Genomic DNA, 21,080 nt, shown 5'->3' on the forward strand with positions numbered 1-21,080 from the left:
AGGGTTGGGCATGTCCCGCGGAGCGCTCGGGGGGCCTCGCTGCCGGGGAGGGTTGGGCATGTCCCGCGGTGAAGGCGAGGGATGGACATGCTCCCCGGTGTGCCCAGAACCTTCAGGACATGCTCTTTGGTGCAGGCCGGGGATGGACATATTGGCGCCATGTCCATTCCTCGGGGCCGGGGGAGGGCATGTCCCGCGGAGCGCTGGAATCTCTCAGGACATGCTCTTTGATGCAGGCCGGGGATGGACATATTGGCGCCATGTCCATTCCTCGGGGCCAGGGGCGGGCATGTCCCGCGGAGCGCTGGAATCTCTCAGGACATGCTCCTTGGTGGAGGCCCGGGGAGGGCATGTCCCGCGGCGGCAAGCGGCAAGCGAGCAGCGGACGGCCCCGGGACTCACTCCTGGCTGCGGAGCCCGGGTTCCTTCTGCAGCCCCGTCAGACCGTTCCAGGCCAGGTTGACCAGGTGCGCAGCAACTTCGCGCTTGTCCGGCTGGCGGCTGTCCTGCCACCACTGGCCGGTCATGGCGACCATCCCGACCAGCATCTGGGCGTACATGGCGCCGTCGGCAGTGCTGAAGCCCCGCCGGGCAAGCTCGTCCTCCAGGATGTGCTCCACGCGTGCCGTCACATGGGAGAGCAGGGTAGAGAACGCACCTTCAGGCTGCGATGGCGGCGCGTCGCGCATGAGGATGCGGAAGCCGTCGGTACGGTCCTCGATGTACGTCAGCAGGGCAAGGGTTGCCCGCTCCACCAGGACGCGGGGCTTGGCGTCCTCGGCCAGGGAGTCGTTGATGGAGGTGAGCAGGATCCGGAATTCGTACTCGACCACCTGCGTGTACAGCCCCTCCTTGGACCCGAAGTGCTCGTAGATCACGGGTTTGGAAACGCCCGCGGATGCTGCGATTTCCTCGATGGTGGTGCCGTCGAGGCCGCGCACGGCGAATAGCCCGCGGCCGATTCCGATCAACTGGGTGCGGCGCTGCTGGCCCGTCATCCGGGGCCTGGGTATGTAGCCGGGGGCCTGCCCTGGCCTGCCGCTCGGGCTGTCCGCCCCGTCGGCTGCGCCTGCACTCTTGCTCACAGGTCCATCATGCCCTAACGGCGTGCCGTCTCGGCTGCGCGCGCTGAGTCGCATGACGTTCAATCTTCGTGGCAGAATTGGTTCTCGTGCCACAGGCTCAAGGCCTGGCACGGTCCGCTCTGGTGTAATGGCAGCACCCCGGCCTTTGGAGCCGTGGAGTATAGGTTCGAGTCCTATGGGCGGAACCGTCGTGGGATGAGGCGTGAGGATGCCCCGGCGGGCGGATTCCTGCAGGAGTCACGTAGGATGAATCTGACGCCGTGACCGGATTCCCGGTCCGGACATGGCCGCGCGGAACCGGCAACCGAGGTGCACCAGGACCCCGGCCGCGGGGCGAACCAGAAACACCCAGCAGAGGCATGAGCTAAGCCACTGAGCAAGGAGAGCCCGTACGTGAGCCCCGAGAACACCGGCCCAGCCGCCGTCATCGTCCTAGCTGCAGGTGCCGGTACCCGGATGAAATCCCGTACCCCCAAGATCCTCCATGAGATCGGCGGCCGGTCCCTCGTCGGCCACGCCCTCCTGGCGGCCCGCACCGTTCACCCGCGCGAGCTCGCTCTCGTCGTCCGGCACGAGCGTGACCTCGTCGCCGCCCACATCGCCGCGGTCGACCCCGGTGCCCTGATCGTCGACCAGGACGAGGTGCCCGGCACCGGACGCGCCGTCGAGGCCGCCCTCGACGCCCTCGACTCGCTCCACCCCGAAGCACGGCTGAGCGGAACGGTTGTCGTCACCTACGGCGACGTCCCCCTGCTTACCGGCCAGCTTCTCGCCGAGCTGGTCGCCACCCACGAGGCCGAGGGCAACGCCGTCACCGTCCTCACGGCAGTCCTGGACGACGCCACCGGCTACGGCCGGATCCTCCGGGCCGCGGACGGCACAGTCACCGGCATCCGTGAACACAAGGATGCCACGGACACGGAACGCGGGATCCGCGAGGTCAACTCCGGCATCTACGCCTTCGACGCCGCCGTGCTGCGTGACTCGCTGGCCCACGTCACCACCGACAACGCCCAGGGCGAGAAATACCTCACCGATGTCCTGGGCCTGGCCCGCGAGGCCGGGGGACGCGTCGCCGCCGTCGTCACGGAAGACCGCTGGCAAGTCGAAGGCGCCAACGACCGCGTCCAGTTGTCGGCCCTCGGTGCCGAACACAACCGCCGCACCGTGGAGGCCTGGATGCGTGCCGGCGTGACGGTCGTGGATCCGGCGAGCACCTGGATCGATTCCACGGTGACGCTCGGCGAGGACGTCCGGCTCCTGCCCAACACCCAGCTGCACGGCGCCACCACAGTGGCGCGCGACGCCGTCGTCGGTCCGGATACGACCCTGACCGACGTCCACGTGGGTGAGGGCGCCACGGTGACCCGTACCCACGGTTCCGGCTCCACGATCGGCGCGAAGTCCAGCGTCGGTCCCTTCACGTACCTGCGCCCCGGCACCGTCCTGGGCGAGACCGGCAAGATCGGCGCCTTCTACGAGACCAAGAACGTCACGATCGGCCGGGGCTCCAAGCTCTCCCACCTCGGCTACGCGGGAGACGCGGAAATCGGCGAGGACACGAACATCGGCTGCGGCAATATCACGGCCAACTACGACGGCGAGAAGAAGCACCGAACGGTCATCGGCTCCGGCGTGCGCACCGGCTCCAACACCGTTTTCGTCGCGCCCGTCCAGGTGGGCGACGGCGCGTACAGCGGTGCCGGCGCAGTGATCCGCCACGACGTCCCGGCAGGCGCCCTGGCCCTGTCACTGGCCAAGCAGCGGAACGCGGAAGGCTGGGTCCCGGCGAACCGCCCGGGCACGCTCTCCGCCAACCTGGCCGAGGCCGCAGGCGCCCCAACATCCTCCACTACTCCGGCACCGACAGAAGAGGGCTAGCAATCATGAGCGAAATTACGGCACACGGCGAGAAGAAGCTGGTGCTTGCCGCCGGGCGCGCACACCCCGAACTGGCGAAGGAGATCGCCAAGGAACTCGGAACCGAACTGCTGCCCCTGGACGCCTATGACTTCGCCAACGGCGAGATCTACGTCCGCGCGGGCGAGAGCGTCCGCGGCACCGATGCCTTCGTCATCCAGGCGCACCCGGCCCCGCTGAACAACTGGCTCATGGAACAGCTAATCATGATCGATTCGCTCAAGCGGGCCTCCGCCAAGCGCATCACGGTGGTCTCGCCGTTCTACCCCTACGCCCGGCAGGACAAGAAAGGCCGCGGCCGCGAGCCGATCTCCGCACGCCTCGTCGCCGATCTGTACAAGACGGCCGGCGCCGACCGCATCATGAGCGTTGACCTGCACACCTCGCAGATCCAGGGCTTCTTCGACGGCCCGGTGGACCACCTCATGGCCATTCCGCTCCTCGCCGATTACATCCGCACCCGGGTCGGGTCGGACAAGATCACCGTCGTCTCCCCGGACACCGGCCGCGTCCGGGTCGCCGAGCAGTGGGCCGAGCGCCTCGGCGGCGCGCCGCTGGCGTTCGTGCACAAGAGCCGTGACCTCACCGTTCCCAACCAGGCCGTCTCCAAGACCGTCGTCGGGCAGATCGAAGGCCGCACCTGTGTGCTGATCGATGACATGATCGACACCGGCGGAACGATTTCCGGCGCGGTCCAGGTGCTCAAGAACGCCGGCGCCAAGGACGTCATCATCGCCGCGACCCACGCTGTGTTCTCCGATCCGGCGGCCCGCCGGCTGTCCGAGTCCGGAGCCCGCGAGGTCGTCGTCACCAACACGCTGCCGATCACCGCGGACAAGTACTTCCCGCAGCTCACCGTGCTGTCCATCGCGCCGCTCATCGCCCGTGCCATCCGCGAGGTGTTCGACGACGGCTCCGTCACCAGCCTGTTCGACGGCCAGGCTTAGGCAGGCCCGGCGCCTGGCGAACGGGCCGGGCCCGCGGATGATCCGCAGGCCCGGCCCGTTTTCGTGAAACCAGTTCCACGCTGGTAGCCTTGTAGCGAAACCTTGGCGAGGGAGAGCGCCGGTAATCCGTATTAATGGGAAATTAATCGGTGAGCCGGACTGCTGGTCTCCGTAATCGACTGGGTCTGAATCTCCCTTCGGAAGGGCAGCCGCACGGCCGCCCGGCGTTGAAGGTCGCAAACAGACCTCCGCCCTTGCTGACCACCGTTAGTCCCTTAGGAGATACACATGTCTGAGCAGAAGCTCGCAGCAGAAGTCCGCACCGAATTCGGCAAGGGCTTTGCCCGCCGCGCCCGCATGGCTGGCCTCATCCCCGCAGTTATCTACGGCCACGGCGCCGAGCCGATCCACATCACCCTGCCGGCGAAGTCCACCACGCTGGCCGTCCGTGTCGCCAACGCCCTGCTGACCCTGGACATCAACGGCGAACAGCACCTCGCCCTCGTCAAGGACATCCAGCGCGACCCGATCAAGCAGATCATCGAGCACCTCGACCTCCTGACCGTCCGTACGGGCGAGAAGGTCACCGTGGACGTTCCCGTGCACCTGACGGGCGAACTGGCTCCGGGCAACGTGTACAACCAGGAAATGACCGTCGTCTCCCTCGAGGCCGAGGCAACCCACCTGCCGACCGCCATTGAGGTCAGCATCGAGGGCCGCACCGCCGGCGAGCACATCCACGCCTCGGACCTGGTGCTGCCGAAGGGATCCGTCCTGCTGGCCGACGCCGAGTCCCTCGTCGTTCACATCTCCGAAGCCACCGAAGTCTCCGAGGAAGAGGCCTCGGCCGACACCACGGAAGGCTCCTCGGTCGCAGCCGAGTAATTCCGGCGAAATCACCGGTGGCCGGGTCCCTCTGGGGCCCGGCCACCGTCGTCTGTTCTGCCTCACGAACCGTCCGGAGCCGGCCGTCGTCACCCGGGCCGGCCCACAGAAGGATTGATCCATGACTGACACCTGGCTGATCGTAGGCCTAGGCAACCCGGGACCCGAGTACAGCCACAACCGGCACAACGTCGGGCAGATGGTCCTGGACGAACTCGCCGCCCGGGTGGGAGGCAGCTTCAAGTCCCACAAATCGCGGGCGCAGGTCCTGGAAGGCCGCCTCGGCATCGGCGGCCCGCGGATCGTGCTCGCCAAGCCGCTGTGCTACATGAACGTCTCCGGCGGGCCGGTCTCTGCCCTGGCCCAGTTCTACGACATCGATCCCGGACATGTCATCACTGTCCATGACGAGATCGACATCCCTTTTGATACCGTGAAGCTCAAGGTCGGCGGCGGCGAAGGCGGCCACAACGGCCTGCGGGACATCTCGAAAGCCCTGGCCACCAAAGACTACTTGCGGGTACGCGTCGGCGTCGGCCGCCCGCCCGGACGGATGGACACCGCGGACTTCGTCCTGAGGGACTTTTCCGCCCCGGAGAAGAAGGAACTGCCGTTCCTCATCGACTCAGCAGCTGACGCCGTCGAAGCGCTGGTCAAGGACGGACTGCTCGCCGCGCAGCAACAATTCCACCCGTCGAAGGCCCCGTAACGGCGCCGGCCGAGCCCGGCCGGCGCCCCTTGGCCAGCGGCCGCGGCGCCCCCAGCGTCACGGCCCGGCGCGCATGGCGGGATTCCTTCCAAGGATCTGCGAATACAGCTATGATCTGTCTACTCTCAGGTCGGGGGATAGAGATAGGCTACTTCTATGCGGACAGTCGGGGGTTGCTGACCGCAAGCAGTACGAAGGAAACTACATGTCGAGGGATTCGCTGGGCTGGGGGAATGTTTCCACTACATTGGCACCCGCCGAAGAAGAGTTTGCCGCCGGTCCGGTCAACAGGCACAGGTGGTCCGGTCTGGCGCGCAACGCCGACGCCGAACGGGTTCGCAAGGAACTGCTCGAGCCCGACCGCATGGGCGTCGTCATCACCGGGGACCGCGGTGTAGGCAAGACCCTCGTCGGACGGACAGCCCTCGCCGGATTCGGCCCGGACGTCTACACCCTCCAGCTCCGTAGCGCAGGGCCCGGCTCCGCCACCCCGTACGGCTGCCTGGCCTTCACCCTCGCCCGCCTCCCGCAAAGCTCCCTTGGATCACCAACCGCGATCCTGCACGGCATCACCTCCCTGATCCGTGACGACGCCGCCGGACGCGAATGCGTCATCCTGCTGGACAACGCCGGGTCCCTGGATGAATTGAGTACCGGTGTCCTGCTGAACCTGCTCCAGACCCGGACCGCCCGGCTGATCGCTACGGCCCAGCGCACCACGGACCTTCCTCCCGACTTCTACTGGCTCATCACCTCCGGACAGCTCGCCGAGGTCCGACTGGCGAACCTGACCGAGGTCGAGACCCTCGAAGTGCTGCAGTCAGCGCTCGGCCACCGGGTCTCGACCGCACTGGCCAGCCAGATGCACCAGCTGGTCGGCGGCAGCCCCACCCTGCTGCAGGCCGTCGTCTCGGAGCAGATCGAACGGGGCAACCTCGTGTTGTCCGGCTCCGTCTGGACGCTGCTCGATGAAGTGGTGCTGGACGGCCGCACGGCACTGGAAGACATCGTCAGGGCCCGCTATGCGCGCGAGTCGCCGATCGCGCGGGAAGTCATCGACGTCCTGTCCTGCGCGAGGACCCTTCCGCTGTCCCGGCTCGCGAGGATGTACGGCCCGGGAATCATCGCCGACATGGAGGATGCGGGCCAGATCGTCATCGACCGGACGGACCGGCACCTCGTGACGCTGGGCGACCGCTACCTCGGAGACATTGTCCGGAACTGGCTCAGCGTGGAGCGCCGGCTCGAGTTGAGGGACAAAGTCCCGGGACACCAGCAGCATGAACTTGGCGAGCTCACGGTTGAGGACCTGCTCGCCTACGCAGCCTGGACCCACGATTGCCACGCCCAGCTCGCGCCGGCGCATGCACTCGCGGCCGCCAGCGCCGCGGTCAGGCTCTTTGACCCGAAATTCGCCCTCAAATGTGCCAGCAGCCTGAGCCCGGGGGACCGGGAGTGGGCCGCGGGGCAACTGCAAAAATCGGCCGCGTACCTGCAACTGGGCCTGCCCGTGCAGGCCATGGCAGCCTTGGATGACGTCTCCGAGCCGCAGGTCAATGCGCTCCCCGCCGAGAGCTTTGCTGACTTCGTTGCGGCGAAAGCCGACTGCATGGCCTGGCTGGAAGACCGGTCCGGAAAGGTCCCCGAGCTCATCCGGGAGGCACGGGTCCGGCTCCAGGAACTGAGCTTGGACGACCCGGTCCCGGGCCAGGACGAACTCTCGCGGGCAACACTGTGCCTGGACCTCTGCGAATTCAACTACCTGTCCTTCGTCGGAGATTTCCGGCCCATGATGGAGCGGCTGACCGCAGCGGCCACAACCCATGTTCCGGGTGCTGACCCGGTGCACCGGCTCAGGACGTCGATCATCCTGATGGAAGCGTTGTCCGCGATGGGCAAGGAGCTGGAGGCCCGCAACCTCATGCGGGAAATCGGCGGACAGATGGGCGACTGGTCCAACGTTCCTCGAATCCGCGAGAACTTCGCGTGGCGGTCCTTCAACGTGCTGCTCTTGTCCGGACTCTGGCGCCAGAGCATCGACATGCTTAAAGACGCCAGCGGCCGGGCCGGCCACGGACTGCATTCGGGGAGTGCCGCGACGGACCTTGCGGTCGGACTCGCCTACGTCTATGCCGGCCGCGGTTACATGGCGCTTGATCCGCTGCTCGCCGCGATAGCGCAACTGGAAGTCAGGTCGAGCCTGCAGTCGCTGCGGCAGGCCTACGCCGCGACTGCCTTCGCGTACGCCCAGACCGGCAACTCGATGCAGGCCACGATCTACCTCGACCGGGCCCGGTCGGCAGACGGTCCGGCCCGCTTTGCGATCAGCAGCTCCACGGAATTCTGCATGGACATGGCATCGCGGTGGCTGGGCGATCCCGAGGCGAAGGACCGGCTGGTGCGCTCAGCGGAGGAACATTTCAGGAACGGCCGCTACACGCTGGCGGGTATCTGCATGCTCGGGGCCACCGTCAACGGAACCGCCAAGGACTTCCACTTCATGGAGGAGATCGCGGCGCTCCGGCAGGGCCCGCTCGCAGAACTTTCCCGGACAATTGCCATCGGCAGCAGGAAGAAAGACGCCTCGATCATGCTCGAGGCTGCCGAGCAATCCATCGCCCTGGAACTCGACGCCGTCCAGGCACGATGCGCCGCGCTGGCCTTCGACTTCGCTAAGAGCGCCGGATTGACCGCCAGCGCCAACGTCGCCTACAGCATGTTGGAGAGCCTGTCCGAATCTGTTCCGGCACTGCCGATCTTGCCGCGGAACAAGGGCCCGCTGCTGACCGAACGTGAACGGCAAATAGCAACGCTTGCCGGAAACGGGGTCTCCAACAAGGACATTGCCCTGGAAGTGGGCATTTCAGTGAGAACCGTGGAGGGCCATTTGTACCAAGTGTTCACAAAGCTTGGAGTTTCGTCGCGAAGTGATCTGCTTGGACTCATCTAGGCCCCCCGCGGCAGAGCCCCGCAGTGCTGCGTCTCCAGCCTTGACCGGGCGGTCGGAGGATCTGCAATCGGCCGTGGCCGCCATCGAGGGCAGCACCTTCGTGGCCGTCTTCCTGCTCGGAGACAGCGGCATCGGCAAGTCGACGCTCATTGACGCGGTCGTGGGAGAACTCGGCGCGGAGATCACCCCGGTCCGTATCCACGGCAGCCCCTCCCTGACCAGCGTGCCGTATGGGGTACTCGGTCCCTTCATCGTTGGCCTGCCGGTACAGGAAGCGACGTCGCAGCTCGCGGTTTTGAGGACCTTGTGGTCCCATTTGGAAAATGAGAAACGATCGACCCAGAGACCCCTGCTGCTGATTGTCGACGACGCTCACGATCTCGACGAAGCGACGGCGGGAATTCTGGCTGAACTCGCTGCGGCTGGCTGGGCGAAACTGATCGTGGCCGCGGCCGCCCGTCCCGGGCTGCCGGAGCCGCTGCTGCAGCTGTGGTTCGAAGGTATCGCCGAACGACATGACCTGAGGCCGCTGACCCTGGTCCAGACCACGGATCTGCTGGAGCAGGTGCTCGGGTCCCAGATCCTGCCTCATGTCGCAGAGATCCTCTGGGAAGTCTCCGGCGGCAACCCCTTGCTGCTCCACGGGCTCCTCGACGACGCGCGGAACGACGGGACGCTCCTGCGGCGCAACGGAGTCTGGCTCTTCACCCGGCCGCTCAACAGCCATGGGGACCGGCTGACAGATGTTGTGCGGCGGCAGCTGCTCCGGCGCCCACCTGAAGAACGGCAGGCCCTGAATCTCGTTGCCTTGGCCGAACCGGTCTCGAGGGAGCTGATCGAGGCCGTCGTGGGGGCACAGGTGGTGACGTCCCTGCTGGACAACGAATTGATCCGCGTCTCGGCCTCCGACCCTCCTGAGCTGCGGTTGTGGCACACGGTCTACGGGGACACGATCCGGAACCTGATTTCGCCCGCGAGGAGCCTCCAGCTCCGGCAGAGCCTCCTGCGGCTCATGGACAGCGAACCGGCCTCCGCCGAAGGTCTGCTCCGGCACGTGAGCTGGTCAATTGAATGCGGCGTGGAGCTCGAGGACCGCCAGCTGTTGAGCGCAGCCGTCCTGGCCAGCCGGCTGTTCGAAGACGAGCTGGCCCGGAAGGCGGCACGTCTGGTCAAGGATCCCGAACTCCAGATTGCCGCCAGGGCGGTCACGGCGCGGACCCACTTCAACACTGCCGACTATTCAGCGGCCCGGGACATCCTTGAGGCCGATCTCGGCCATGGCAGCAGCGTCTCCAGCCTGTTGACGGGGACCCTGCTGTGGGCCGCGGTGCTTTCCGCCCTGGGCCACACACCGGCGGACATCATGGAACGCGCCCAAGTGATACAGCGAGCCGGCGAGCGGCTGGCCAAGGACAACCCGGAAGATGCCGAACGGATTCTTGCAGCCACGCGGGAGCGCTGGCGGACCATGGAGAGCATGGTCCTCGCGCTGGCCGGCGAATACCAGGAGGACGGACCTGCGGCGGATGGGGCCGCTGCGCCGCGTCCTCCGGCCAACAACCTCGAGGCGGCGTTCCGCCTGTCCCTGGAAGCGGAACGGCTCCTCGTCCAGGGAAAGCCGCTGACAGCTTTCACTGCCATGACCGAGGCCCTGGACGTATCAGGCGGCGACCTCGCCGAACTCGACGAACTCTACTTCCTTACCGATTTCCTGGTGGTCCGCTCGGCCGCCGTCGCGATCCACGCAGGCGACTGGAAGTCGGCAGAGACCCTCCTGGCAGGATTCGTCGCAGGGTCCGGGCCCAGCCTGATCTCGTTCGGCGGGGGAGTCCACGCCGCCCACGGCATCATCCTGCTGTACCAGGGAAAGGCGACCCAGGCCTTGAATACGCTAAGCGCCGCCGTGGAAGCGCTGCGATTGGCTGACCCCCAGCAACTCTTTGCCTTGACAGCGTCGATGGCTTTCGCAGCCGCCGCTGAAGTCGGGGCCCAGGAGAAGGCGACGCTGTTTCTGGCTGACTACGAATCCTCGCCCCCGGCCGTTTCGCGTTACACGCGCGCCCTGTCCAGGATGGCCATCATCTACGGCAAGGCGCGCCTTGGAAACTACCCCGGCGCCATAGCGGCACTCAGGGCGCTGGGCCGGCCCGATCCCGCAACGAACACGGCGGGCCTTGAACTCGACGCGCTTGCGTTCAGCCTCGCCCTGGGCGACGTGGAATCGGCGCCCCGGCTGCTGGAACTGGGGCCGGAGCTGGAAGGCCGGCGGGCGGCAGCGATTTGCGCCTACGCCGGTGCCATCAGCACGGACCAGGCCGCGGACCACATGGAAGCGGCGAAGAGCTGTGAAGCCGCGGAGCTCTGGGGGTTCGCCGCCCTTGCCTATGACGCTGCGGCCCACTCCTACCGGGCCGCAGGAGACACGCTGAGGGAACGCATGGCGAACTCCCAGCGGAAACGGTGCCTGGACCGGGCCGACGACCTCCCCGGCGAGGAGACGGCCAAGAGCGAGGATGCCCTCGGCATCCTGACCCGCCGTGAACGCGAAATCGTCGCACGGGCCGTCCGCGGCCTCAGCGACCGCCAGATCGCCACCGAACTCCAGGTATCCGTGCGCACCGTCGAAGGCCACCTGTACCGGAGTTACGCGAAGCTCAACGTCAAGGGCCGCGAGCAGCTGCCGGGCATTGCAAGGAGCTAGCTGGACCCGTGCGCGGGTGCCCGCGTTGCCGCGCCCGCCCGCTTGGCGGCAGGCACACTTGACCTGGACTGCCGACTACTTGGTTTGGACCGCCCCACACGTCCAGGACATGTGAGTACAGCTACGTAGAGGGGGCCGATTACTCGCCAAGTATTCGAGTACTACTTACGCATCCCGAAATTACTCGTAGTCCATACCTTGGAGTTATCACTGTTCGTACTTTGATTGCGAAGGTCTCTCTCATGTTTCAGCAAGACGCCGGCTTGCCCGCGGGCAGCGGCCAAACAGATGCGATTTCCCCAGCACACCGTCTCGCCCACGGCCGCTACGAAAGACCCTTCGCACGCCAGCAGATCGTCGCTGAGGTCGTTGAGACACTGACTTCCGGTTCCGGCTGCGGCATAGTGCTCGTCGGGGAACACGGGGCAGGCAAATCCTTCATTGCACAACGCGCCCTTGAGCAACTCGGCGAGGACTACCTGGTCGTCCAGGTCCGAGGCAGCTCCATCTCCTCCAAGCTTCCCTACGGCGCCCTGAGCGTCCTGCTCAACGACCTCGACGCGTCCCACCTTGAGCACCCGCTGATGGTGCTGCGCGGACTGACCCAGCTGCTGCACACCAAAGCTGAGGGGAGAGGCATCGTCCTTTTCGTGGACAACGCCCACGACCTCGACGAACTCTCCAGCATGATGGTCGCGCAGCTCAGCGCCGGGGCCCACGTCACTTTACTGGCGGCGTGCGTGGACCTCCCCCATGTCGGCGGGGACATTATGGGGCTCTGGAAGGATGACCTCCTCCGGCGGGTAGACCTTGAACCGTTCGACTTTTCGGAGACCGCTTCAACGCTCAGCCATGAGTACGGCGGCAGGTTTTCCCTGACAGCGGCCCGGGCGCTCTGGAACGCCAGCGGCGGCAACGCGCTGTTCCTCCATTCCTTGGCCAGGGAACAGATCAAGCTCGGCACCGTTGTCCGCCAAGACGGCGTGTGGTTCCTGGGCAACGGCCCCATCGCCTTGACCGGCGAGATTCGGGATGTGGTGAAGGCCCGGCTGAACCGGCTCGGCGCAGGCCAGCGCGATGTCTTTGAACTGCTGGCGCTGGCCGGCGCAGTCCCGTTGCAGACACTCATGCGCATCGCGAACCCGCAGGACATGGATACCCTCCAGGAACGGGCGCTCATCCGGGTCAGCCACGATCATCCGCCGATGGTCAGCGTTGCCAACCCCGTGACGGCCGGAATCGTCGCCAGCGTCGTTCCGCCGGGACGGAGCGCGGAACTCCGCCGCCGCCTCACGGCCGTCCTTCAGGATTCGGACCACGAGGACGCCGGAGGTTCGATCGGCGTTGCATGGGCCTTGGACTGCGGTGAGCAGGTGAGCCCGCGCATCGCGCTGGCCGCTGCGCGTTCGGCGAACAAGGCGTCCGATCCTGAAGCGGCACTGCGGTTCATCCATGAGATCGACGGCGGCGACGCCGACCCGGGAGTTGCCGTCGAATCGGTCCACGCCCACATGGCCGTGAACAATGACGATTCTGCGCGCCGCATTCTCAACGCCCTGGAGGATTCGGCCCGGACGGAGCTGCCGCTGGCCGAGTGGACGGCGCTGCAGCTGCTCCACGCGGAGCTGGACAAGCGCAACCCCGCGACGGCGGCGGACGCCGCAGCCAGGCTCCAGGAAATCCATGCGCGCCTCGCCGCGGAGCCGCAGGTGCACGATTCGGCTGTGGAATCGGCCCGGCAGCAGCTGCGCCTTGCAGAGGCCGGGCACGCAGCCTTCCAAGGACGGTACGCGGACGTCCTTGCCATGACCGATGCCGTGGAAACGGGGGATCTGGGCAGCGAATCGATGATCGTGGCTGCGAGCCTGCGCTGCGAGGCGCTCGCAGTCACCGGCAACGTTCTTGCAGCATTCGCGCTCGGCAAGCAGGTACTCCTGGCGGCAGCAAGCGTCCGGCTCCCGGACCATGCGATGCGTGAGATCAGGGGCCGTTCCCTGCTTCTCATGCTGCTCTCGGCGACGTTCAGGGAGGCGTCCGCCTTTCTTGCCGAATCCTACGCAAGCGGAGACCCGCAAGCACGGCTGGGAGGGATGTTCGAGATCGGACAAGGCGTCATTGATCTTCACGTCGGGCATCTCGACGACGCCCTGTCGCGGCTTCAGGCGGGTGTGTGGCAGCTTCGGGCGCAGGATCCGGCCGCGTTGGCGGGCCTGGCCACGGCGGCGGCCGCCTATGCCGCAGCGCTTCAGGGCGACGAGGAAAAAGCCAGCGCACTGCTGGCCGAGCTGGCACAGTTGAGGACACCTGCGTCCTGGCTGGCGGACCGGGTGACACGGTATTTCGAACTGTCCGCCCAGGCCGAACTGGGACACCGGGCCACGTCCATCCGGGGCCTCATTGCCGAAGCGGATGCGGACACCGAAGCTTCGGCATTGGCGCCGGGGCTCTTGTTCCTGTCAGCGGCCGCCAGGCTCGGGGACCGCCAGGTGGGGCAGAAGCTCGGCAGCCTTGCCGGCCGGGTGACCGGACACTTCGCTGGCCTGTGCTCGCGGCTGGCGGAGGGCATGCGGGAGTCCGACAGTGAGCAGCTGCTGGGGGCCTCCAAGGACGCTGACGCCGCCGGCAACGCAGTCTTCGCGAGGGACGCGGCCCACAAGGCCGTCAGCTGCGCCAACGACGCCGGAAACCGGATCGCACTGCGGATCGCCCAACGTGCCCAGCAGTCACTCGATGACAGGTTCGGCAGCCCCAAGAACGGCCTGCACTCACTGACGACGTCGATGCTGACAGCCAGGGAATGCGAAGTGGCTGTCAGGGCGGCTGGCGGAACGTCCAACCGCAAGATCGCTGAACAGATGCAGGTTTCAGTCCGCACGGTGGAGGGCCACCTCTACCAGGTGTACTCGAAGCTGCATGTGGCCAGCAGGTCAGAACTCAAAGATGTCATCGCCACGCCGGCGGACAGGGCGCGACTCGGCTGACCGGTTCAGCTCCCGAGGATCTTCCCCGGGAGCAGCCGAGTCCGGCGGGAGGATCCGGGTATGGAAAGCCTCAATGCAGCAGCCCCGCTGATCGAGCGGTCAGCCCTCGTGCGCGACGTGCTGGGTTGCCTGCGCGACGACGCCAGATCCGGCGTACTTCTCGTCGGCAGCGCCGGGACCGGGAAGACGGCCGTGGCCAAAGCCGCCGTCAGGGAGCTGCGGCCCTCCGGCCCGGTGATCCGGCTGACCGCAACTCCGGCATTGGCCGCGGTGCCCTTCGGTGCGCTGGCACCCTATCTGTCGAATCTGCCTGCCAGTGAGCTCGACTCCTTTGCCGCCGTCGTGAAGGCCATGACGGTACGGCTGAAAGCCGAGGCGAAGCGGCCCCTCTTCGTGGTCGACGACGCCCAATGCCTGGATCACGGAACTATCCAGCTGCTCGCACGCGCCGCAGCCACCGGGGCCGCAAACATCCTGGCCACCAGCCGGCCGGGGCACATGATCCCGGACGAATTCCTGGCCCTTTGGGGCGACGGAATTATTGCGAAGTTTGACCTTGCAGTCCTCAGCAGGGCAGGCACGCATCAGCTTTGCGAACAGGCCCTGCGGGCGGACGTGTCGCCGTGGGTGAGTGCACTGTTCCACGAAATGGCGCAGGGCAACCCGCTGATGCTCATGTCCTTGATCCACCACTCGCGCACCAGCGGCGCGCTGGGCCGACGCCACGGTGTCTGGTACCTCCTGTCAACGCCCGACGTGGCCGGGGTGCCTGCGGCGGATCTTGTCGACCAGCAGCTTCGCTCCCTCACCCCGGAGGAGAAGACCGTGGCGACCATTGTCGCCCTGGCAGGGCCCCTGTCACTGGGCCAGACTCTCCGGCTGAGCGGTCCCAAGATCGTCGACGCACTGGACATGGCGGGAATCATCAGCATCTCTCCCGGTTATGACCGGGTGGTGCGCCCCGCGAGTTCGATCGTTGGCGAGATCATCCGCCACCGCGTCCCGGCCGCCCGCAGTTCGGTGTTGCGTGCCAGCGTCCTGGCACTTCCGTCGTCGGCCGCTGCCCTTCCGGCATCAGCCCTCAACCGGCTTCGGTGGTCGCTGGACTGCGGAGTGGAAATCCCTCCCGGGCAACTGCTGCTTGCGGCTGTTTCATCGAACGTGGCGTTGGACCCGGCGTCGGCGTCCCGGGCTGCCAGCGCCGTCCGGGACAAGGGCTTCCTCCCCGACGCCCGGCTCCAGCTCGCGTATTCCCAGTTCATCCTGGGCAGGCCCGAGGCGGCGGCAGGCTATCTCCAGTCCGCCCGGCCCCTGCCCTATGGTCGGTCCTCCTACCTGGCAGATCTCCTGGCCGCGCGTCTGGGAAGGTCCGCGGAGACGCGGGAGCTGCGCAGCGAAGCGCCGGACGCTTCCGACGGCACCGTGGCCTCGGCCACGGACGGGCAGCTCTGGACGCGGTCGCCCGCGGCCGGTATGGCGGCGGCGATCATGAACCGCAACTGGGACGGGCAGTTCCCCGGCATCGAGGCCGCGCTGCGGGAACTCGTTGACGCCGCGGGGACCAACCCCGAGATCCGGATCCCGGCGGTCTCCCTCTTGTCCGAGCTCTTGACGGCCCAAGGCCGGCTCGTGACGGGGATGCGGCTGGATGGGGAGGCCTGGCGCGGTGCCCGCAACGCCAGCTCCGCTCTTCCCCTTGCGTACGAAGACCTGGTCACGCGCCACTGCCTGAACCTTATCCGGGCCGGCGACCTGGACGAGCTCGGAGTGGTCCTGGACGACTATGCAACCGGCCAGCCCGCGCGTCTGCTCTACAGCGGAGGCATGCTCCATCTGATGCGCGGGTACTCGCGGCTGCGCCAGGGCAGAATGCGGGAAAGCTTTTCGGAGCTGCTGCTGGCCGTCGACGAACTCACGATTGCCGACCCGTTGAACCTGCTGCCGTTCGCGCACGCGGTCGCAGCCTACGCGGCTGCAGGTGTCGGTCGACAGCATGAGGCACACGAACGTTCACTGGCCTATCGGCTGTCCGTCTACCGGGAACCGAGGACGCTGCGCCTGCTGGCCGAAGCCTATGCCAGGGCGGCAGACTCCCAGGCCGGGCTGGAACGCGGCGGCGTCGCTGCCCTCGCGGAATTGGCCGGCGAGGCGAAACGCCAGGGACTCAGGGGTGTGGAAACTGACATCCGGCGGCTCGCCCTCAGAAGCGGGGACACGGGGAGCTCGGCCGCACTCGCGTCCAGCAGCAGCGTGGTCGAAGGCCCTGAAGCGCGTTTGCTCGAGGCGTACGGGCGCGCCGTGTCCGCGTCCGACGCGACCGACCTCATCGGCATCAGCGACGACGCCCTCGGTGCGGGGCACCCGCTGCTGGCCCTTGAAGCTGCACAGCAGGCCGCGCGGTGCCTGGCGGACAACCCGGACCGGGGGAGGCTTACCGGGGTCCAGCGCAGGGTGCACCATCGCCTGGTGGAGGCCGGGATGTCCCCTCGGTTGGAGGTTGTCCGCAGCGAACATGGAACCCTGCTGACCGCCCGCGAAACCGAGATTCTTGAACTGGTATCCCACCAGGCAACCAACGCCGAAATTGCCAAGGGGCTTTCCTTGTCGCGGCGGACTGTAGAAGGCTACCTCTCCAGAATTTTTGCCAAGCTTGGAGTCAGCCGGCGCGTGGAACTCCTTGAATGGGGCACCCCATGATCCGAGGCGGAGCAGGACGCTGACCTTGGGTTTCTTCCGGCCCGTGGCCGTTTCTGCGTACAGCCCGGGTGGCGGGCGGTCTTCGCAAGAGTATGCCCAAGTAGTCGGACGCGGACCAGCGCTACGGAATCGGGTAAACGCTACTCGTGTGCGGTTGTGGCTTGGGGGATTCACTTAAGACACTCCCCAGGAACAACGGACAAAGGTCTTACAAATAAATCAAATTTTCAGGGCGGCAATCGACCGCGGGCATTGACAGCACGACGGAGGGGCCAGAATCTCCCTCCGGTGGGCTGCCGAAGCCTTCGCCACCATCATGGGTGGTCGCGCCGAAGCCGACCTGCACCGAACTCCTTCACGGGATTCGCACGGTGCCGATTCAGGCAGCCGCGCGCCTAGGTCGGAGCCGGCGGCGTCAGAGCCTTCTGAGACCGAGGCTCTCCCCCCAGCCGCCGCCGGCTCCCTTATTTGGTCTGCGTCGCGGAAAAACGTGAGCCTGGAGGGCGTCGAAGCGGCGTGGGCGCCGCGGACGACAGACCCGGCGACGGCGGTCAGGGACGGCCGCCGGAGACACCCCGGGGGCGGCCGCGAGGGGCTGCCGAGAAGGACTGCTGCGGGAACGTGGGATAATTAGGCTTAATCTGTGTGACGTATTTGGTCAGTCCGGCCCCGCCGCCTGCACCGTGCGCCGCAGCGAACGCCGATCCAGGAGTCTCCGCCATGGTAGCCACGCCAGCCCATCTCCGCCGCTATGCCGTTGCGCTCGGAAACGAAGAGGTGTTGAGGATCCGGAACGACTTCCCGATCCTGCAGCAGCACGTCAACGGCAGGCCGCTCATCTACCTGGACTCGGGGGCCACCTCGCAGAACCCCCTGAGCGTGCTGGAGGCCGAGCAGGAATTCTACGAGCAACGGAACTCCGCAGTGCACCGCGGGGCGCACCACCTCGCCGTGGAGGCTACCGAAGCCTTCGAGGACGCCCGGGAAACGGTGGCTGCGTTTATCGGCGCCGGCTGGGATGAACTCATCTGGACCTCCAACGCCACCGAGGGCCTGAACCTGCTGAGCTACTCCTTCCTGAACGCCTCGCTGCCCGGAGCCGCACCGGAAGCGGCGAGGTTTGCCCTGGCACCCGGCGATGAACTTGTGGTCACGGAGATGGAGCATCACGCCAACCTGATTCCCTGGCAGCAGCTGGCCGAACGGACCGGAGCCGTGCTGAAGTTCATCCCCGTGGATGACAACGGCGCCCTGGATCTGGATGAAGCCGCGCACATCATCGGGGCACGAACGCGGGTGCTGGCTTTCACCCACGCCTCCAACGTCCTCGGCACCATAAACCCTGTTGCCACGCTGGTGGCACTGGCCCGGGCCGTGGGCGCCCTCGTGGTGCTCGACGCGTGCCAGTCCGCGCCGCACCTGCCCCTGGACGTCAAGGCGCTGGATGTGGACTTCGCCGTCTTCTCCGGCCACAAGATGCTGGCCCCGACCGGAATCGGCGGGCTGTACGGCCGCGCGGAGCTGCTCAACGCCATGCCGCCCTTCCTGACGGGGGGTTCCATGATCACCACCGTGACCATGGAACGGGCAGGATTCCTGCCCAGCCCGCAACGGTTTGAGGCGGGAACGCAACGGATCTCCCAGGCCGTGGCCCTCGCCGCGGCGGCAAACTATCTCACCGAAACCGGCCTCTCCCGCATCCACACCTGGGAAGCGGAACTCGGGCAGCGCCTCGTCGTAGGACTCGAATCCATACCGGGAATCCGGGTGCTGGGGCCGGCGGCCGGCCAGGAGCGGATCGGGCTGGCTGCCTTCGACGTCGCGGGAGTGCACGCGCACGACGTCGGGCAGTTCCTGGACAGCCGTGGCATCGCCGTGCGCGTAGGCCACCACTGCGCCCAGCCGCTGCACCGCAGGCTCGGGCTGACGGCCACCACACGTGCCAGCACCTACCTGTACAACACCACGGACGACGTGGACGCGTTTCTCGACGCCGTCGCCGGTGTCCGCGCATACTTCCAAGCCTGAGGACGGCAGCACATGAGTCTCGACCAGCTTTACCAGCAGATCATCCTGGAGCACTCCAAAGCCCGGCACGGCAGCGGGCTGGACGGTGCCGCGGCGCCCGCAAATGCGAGCAGCGGCCAGTCCCACCAGTTGAACCCGGTCTGCGGCGATGAGATCACGGTCAGGGTCGCGGTGTCCGGGGGGAAAGTCAGCGAACTGCGCTGGGACGGCGACGGCTGTTCGATCTCCATGGCGTCAGCCTCCGTGCTCACAGACCTCGCGGAGGGCATGACCACGGAGGATTTCCGGACCGTGATTGACAGTTTCCGCGAGGTGCTGCGCTCCCGCGGCAAGGTCGCCGCCGATCCGGAGATCCTCGGGGACGCCGCCGCGTTTGAGGGCGTGTCCCGTTACGCCGCCAGGGTCAAGTGCGCGATGCTCTCCTGGGTGGCGGCCGAGGACGCCCTCGGCCAGGCGCTGTCCGCCTGAGGGGTCCCGGTCAGGGCCGGCCGAGGCCCTTGTAGGTCCAGCCGGCGGCGCGCCACTTGGCCGGATCCAGGACGTTGCGTCCGTCCAGGATGCGCGGTGCTGACACGAGTGCCTTGGTCCCGTGCGGGTCCAGCTCCCGGTAGGCCTTCCACTCCGTCAGCAGCAGAACGGCGTCGGCCTTGAGCAGGGTGGTCTCCAGATCCGGCTCCATCTGGAGCTCGGGAAAACGCTTGGCCGCGTTGTCGAGCGCCTGGGGATCGGTGACGGTCACGACGGCGCCCTGGAGCTGGAGCTGCGCGGCCGCGCTGAGGGCGGGGGAGTCCCGGACGTCGTCGCTCTCGGGCTTGAACGCGGCGCCCAGGACCGCGATGCGCTGCCCCATCAGGGTCCCGCCGCAGAGCTCACGGGTCAGCTCCACCACCCGGGTGCGCCGCCGCATGTTGATGGCGTCGACCTCCCGCAGGAAAGTCAGGGCCTGATCCGCACCCAATTCGCCGGCGCGGGCCATGAACGCGCGGATGTCCTTGGGCAGGCAGCCGCCGCCGAAGCCGATGCCGGCGTTGAGGAATTTCCGGCCAATCCTGTCATCGAGTCCGATCGCGTCGGCCAGCCGGGTGACATCGGCCCCCGTGGCCTCGCAGACCTCGGCCATGGCGTTGATGAAGGAAATCTTGGTGGCGAGGAACGAGTTGGCAGCCGTCTTCACCAGCTCCGCCGTTGCGTAGTCCGTCACGAGCCTCGGCGTCCCGTTGGCCAGCGGGGCCTCGTACACGCGGTCCAGCACGTCCACGGCCGGGTTCTCTTCGCTGCCGTCCGGCATGCCATAGACGAACCGGTCCGGGTTCAGCGTGTCGGTCACCGCGTGGCCTTCGCGCAGGAACTCCGGGTTCCAGACAAGCGTGGCACCCGGCTCCGTTTCCGCGATGACTTCGGCAAGCCGCGCCGCGGTGCCCACCGGCACTGTGGACTTTCCGGCGACCACATCGCCGGGCGAAACATAGGCGGCCAAGGACCCCACGGCGGCGTCAACGAACCGGAGGTCGGCGGCGTTTTCGCCGCGCTTTTGCGGTGTGCCCACGCAAATGAAGTGGACCTCCGAGCCGCGGGCGGCGGACATGTCGGTAGTGAACCGCAGGCGCCCGGATTCTTCAAGCTCGCTGAGGAGATCGTCCAGCACCGGTTCGTAGAAGGGGGCGTGGCCGCCGGACAGCTGCGCCACCTTGTTTTCGTCAACATCGATGCCCACGACGTCGTGGCCGAGCTTTGCCATGCAGGCCGCGTGGACCGCCCCCAGATAACCACAGCCGATAACCGAGATCCGCATAGTTCCGATGTCCTCCCGCGTCGCTTGTTCACAGCGTACGTGTCCGGTGGCCGGTTCGCCCAGCCGCCCGGCGCGCCCCGGCCAGGCCGGGAGGAACAGCGCGACGGCGGCGGCCGGTTCGCCCAGCCGCCGCCGGGCAGCCGGCCGGCGGGGGGAGCACTAGCCGAGCAGCCCCGCAATCCCGATTGCCGCCGTCGCGGCCCCGAGCACCATGGAGATGCTGACGAGGACGACGTGGACGGTCAGGAAGCGGGTGGCCTTGCCGCCGGAGTCGCGGGCCCTCGGGTCCGTCATGACCCGGCGCAGGAACTGCGGCCAGACAGCGAGGGACCAGACGCCGGCAATAATCAGGACGACAGCCAGGAGTGCAGGCAGTTCCACGGCG

13 protein-coding genes and 1 tRNA gene are annotated in these 21,080 nt (G+C 67.1%); 11 read left to right on the forward strand and 3 right to left on the reverse strand.

Annotated elements, in window-relative coordinates; all coding sequences use genetic code 11:
• Positions 1–398 precede the first annotated feature (398 nt).
• Entirely contained in the window at positions 399–998 is a 600-nt protein-coding gene (locus AC1DCZ_RS00730) for a TetR/AcrR family transcriptional regulator (RefSeq protein ID WP_476973076.1), read from the reverse strand.
• A gap of 200 nt (positions 999–1,198) precedes the next feature.
• Here AC1DCZ_RS00730 and AC1DCZ_RS00735 point away from each other — a divergent pair.
• The 11 genes from AC1DCZ_RS00735 (at position 1,199) to sufU (ending at position 19,371) form a co-directional block, all read left to right on the forward strand.
• A tRNA-Gln gene (locus tag AC1DCZ_RS00735) sits at positions 1,199–1,270 on the forward strand.
• Between the two features lie 208 nt (positions 1,271–1,478).
• Complete coding sequence (gene glmU, locus AC1DCZ_RS00740) at positions 1,479–2,966, forward strand: bifunctional UDP-N-acetylglucosamine diphosphorylase/glucosamine-1-phosphate N-acetyltransferase GlmU (protein ID WP_476972957.1); 1,488 nt, start codon at positions 1,479–1,481, stop codon at positions 2,964–2,966.
• 5 nt (positions 2,967–2,971) lie between these two features.
• The gene (locus tag AC1DCZ_RS00745; RefSeq protein WP_476894924.1) at positions 2,972–3,952 is read left to right on the forward strand and encodes a ribose-phosphate diphosphokinase; all 981 of its coding nucleotides are present in this window, start codon (positions 2,972–2,974) and stop codon (positions 3,950–3,952) included.
• A 288-nt stretch (positions 3,953–4,240) separates the two neighbouring features.
• The gene (locus tag AC1DCZ_RS00750) at positions 4,241–4,837 is read left to right on the forward strand and encodes a 50S ribosomal protein L25/general stress protein Ctc (RefSeq protein WP_476894925.1); all 597 of its coding nucleotides are present in this window, start codon (positions 4,241–4,243) and stop codon (positions 4,835–4,837) included.
• Positions 4,838–4,958: 121 nt separating this feature from the next.
• Positions 4,959–5,546, forward strand: coding sequence for an aminoacyl-tRNA hydrolase (gene pth, locus AC1DCZ_RS00755; RefSeq protein WP_476972958.1), 588 nt, complete (start codon positions 4,959–4,961; stop codon positions 5,544–5,546).
• Between the two features lie 205 nt (positions 5,547–5,751).
• Positions 5,752–8,496, forward strand: a complete 2,745-nt coding sequence (locus AC1DCZ_RS00760) for a helix-turn-helix transcriptional regulator (protein ID WP_476972959.1) — start codon at positions 5,752–5,754, stop codon at positions 8,494–8,496.
• Positions 8,474–11,197: a LuxR C-terminal-related transcriptional regulator gene (locus AC1DCZ_RS00765; protein WP_476972960.1), complete on the forward strand. Its 2,724-nt coding sequence runs from the start codon at positions 8,474–8,476 to the stop codon at positions 11,195–11,197. The genes AC1DCZ_RS00760 and AC1DCZ_RS00765 overlap by 23 nt, the downstream gene beginning before the upstream one ends.
• A gap of 242 nt (positions 11,198–11,439) precedes the next feature.
• On the forward strand, positions 11,440–14,178 hold the full coding sequence (locus tag AC1DCZ_RS00770) for a helix-turn-helix transcriptional regulator (protein WP_476972961.1): 2,739 nt from the start codon (positions 11,440–11,442) through the stop codon (positions 14,176–14,178).
• A gap of 60 nt (positions 14,179–14,238) precedes the next feature.
• A complete protein-coding gene (locus AC1DCZ_RS00775) occupies positions 14,239–16,875 on the forward strand; it encodes a LuxR C-terminal-related transcriptional regulator (RefSeq protein WP_476972962.1) in 2,637 nt (878 codons plus the stop codon).
• Positions 16,876–17,595: 720 nt separating this feature from the next.
• The gene (locus AC1DCZ_RS00780; RefSeq protein ID WP_476972963.1) at positions 17,596–18,903 is read left to right on the forward strand and encodes a SufS family cysteine desulfurase; all 1,308 of its coding nucleotides are present in this window, start codon (positions 17,596–17,598) and stop codon (positions 18,901–18,903) included.
• 12 nt (positions 18,904–18,915) lie between these two features.
• Positions 18,916–19,371 (forward strand): Fe-S cluster assembly sulfur transfer protein SufU, encoded by a 456-nt coding sequence (sufU, locus tag AC1DCZ_RS00785; RefSeq protein ID WP_476972964.1) that lies wholly within the window; start codon positions 18,916–18,918, stop codon positions 19,369–19,371.
• Between the two features lie 10 nt (positions 19,372–19,381).
• Here the strand turns inward: sufU and AC1DCZ_RS00790 are convergent, their stop codons facing one another.
• Together AC1DCZ_RS00790 and AC1DCZ_RS00795 are read right to left on the reverse strand one after the other, a co-directional pair.
• The gene (locus AC1DCZ_RS00790; RefSeq protein ID WP_476972965.1) at positions 19,382–20,695 is read right to left on the reverse strand and encodes a UDP-glucose dehydrogenase family protein; all 1,314 of its coding nucleotides are present in this window, start codon (positions 20,693–20,695) and stop codon (positions 19,382–19,384) included.
• A 159-nt stretch (positions 20,696–20,854) separates the two neighbouring features.
• On the reverse strand, positions 20,855–21,076 hold the full coding sequence (locus AC1DCZ_RS00795; RefSeq protein ID WP_476972966.1) for an SCO4848 family membrane protein: 222 nt from the start codon (positions 21,074–21,076) through the stop codon (positions 20,855–20,857).
• Positions 21,077–21,080 lie beyond the last annotated feature (4 nt).

Source organism: Arthrobacter sp. 10N418, assembly GCF_056394725.1.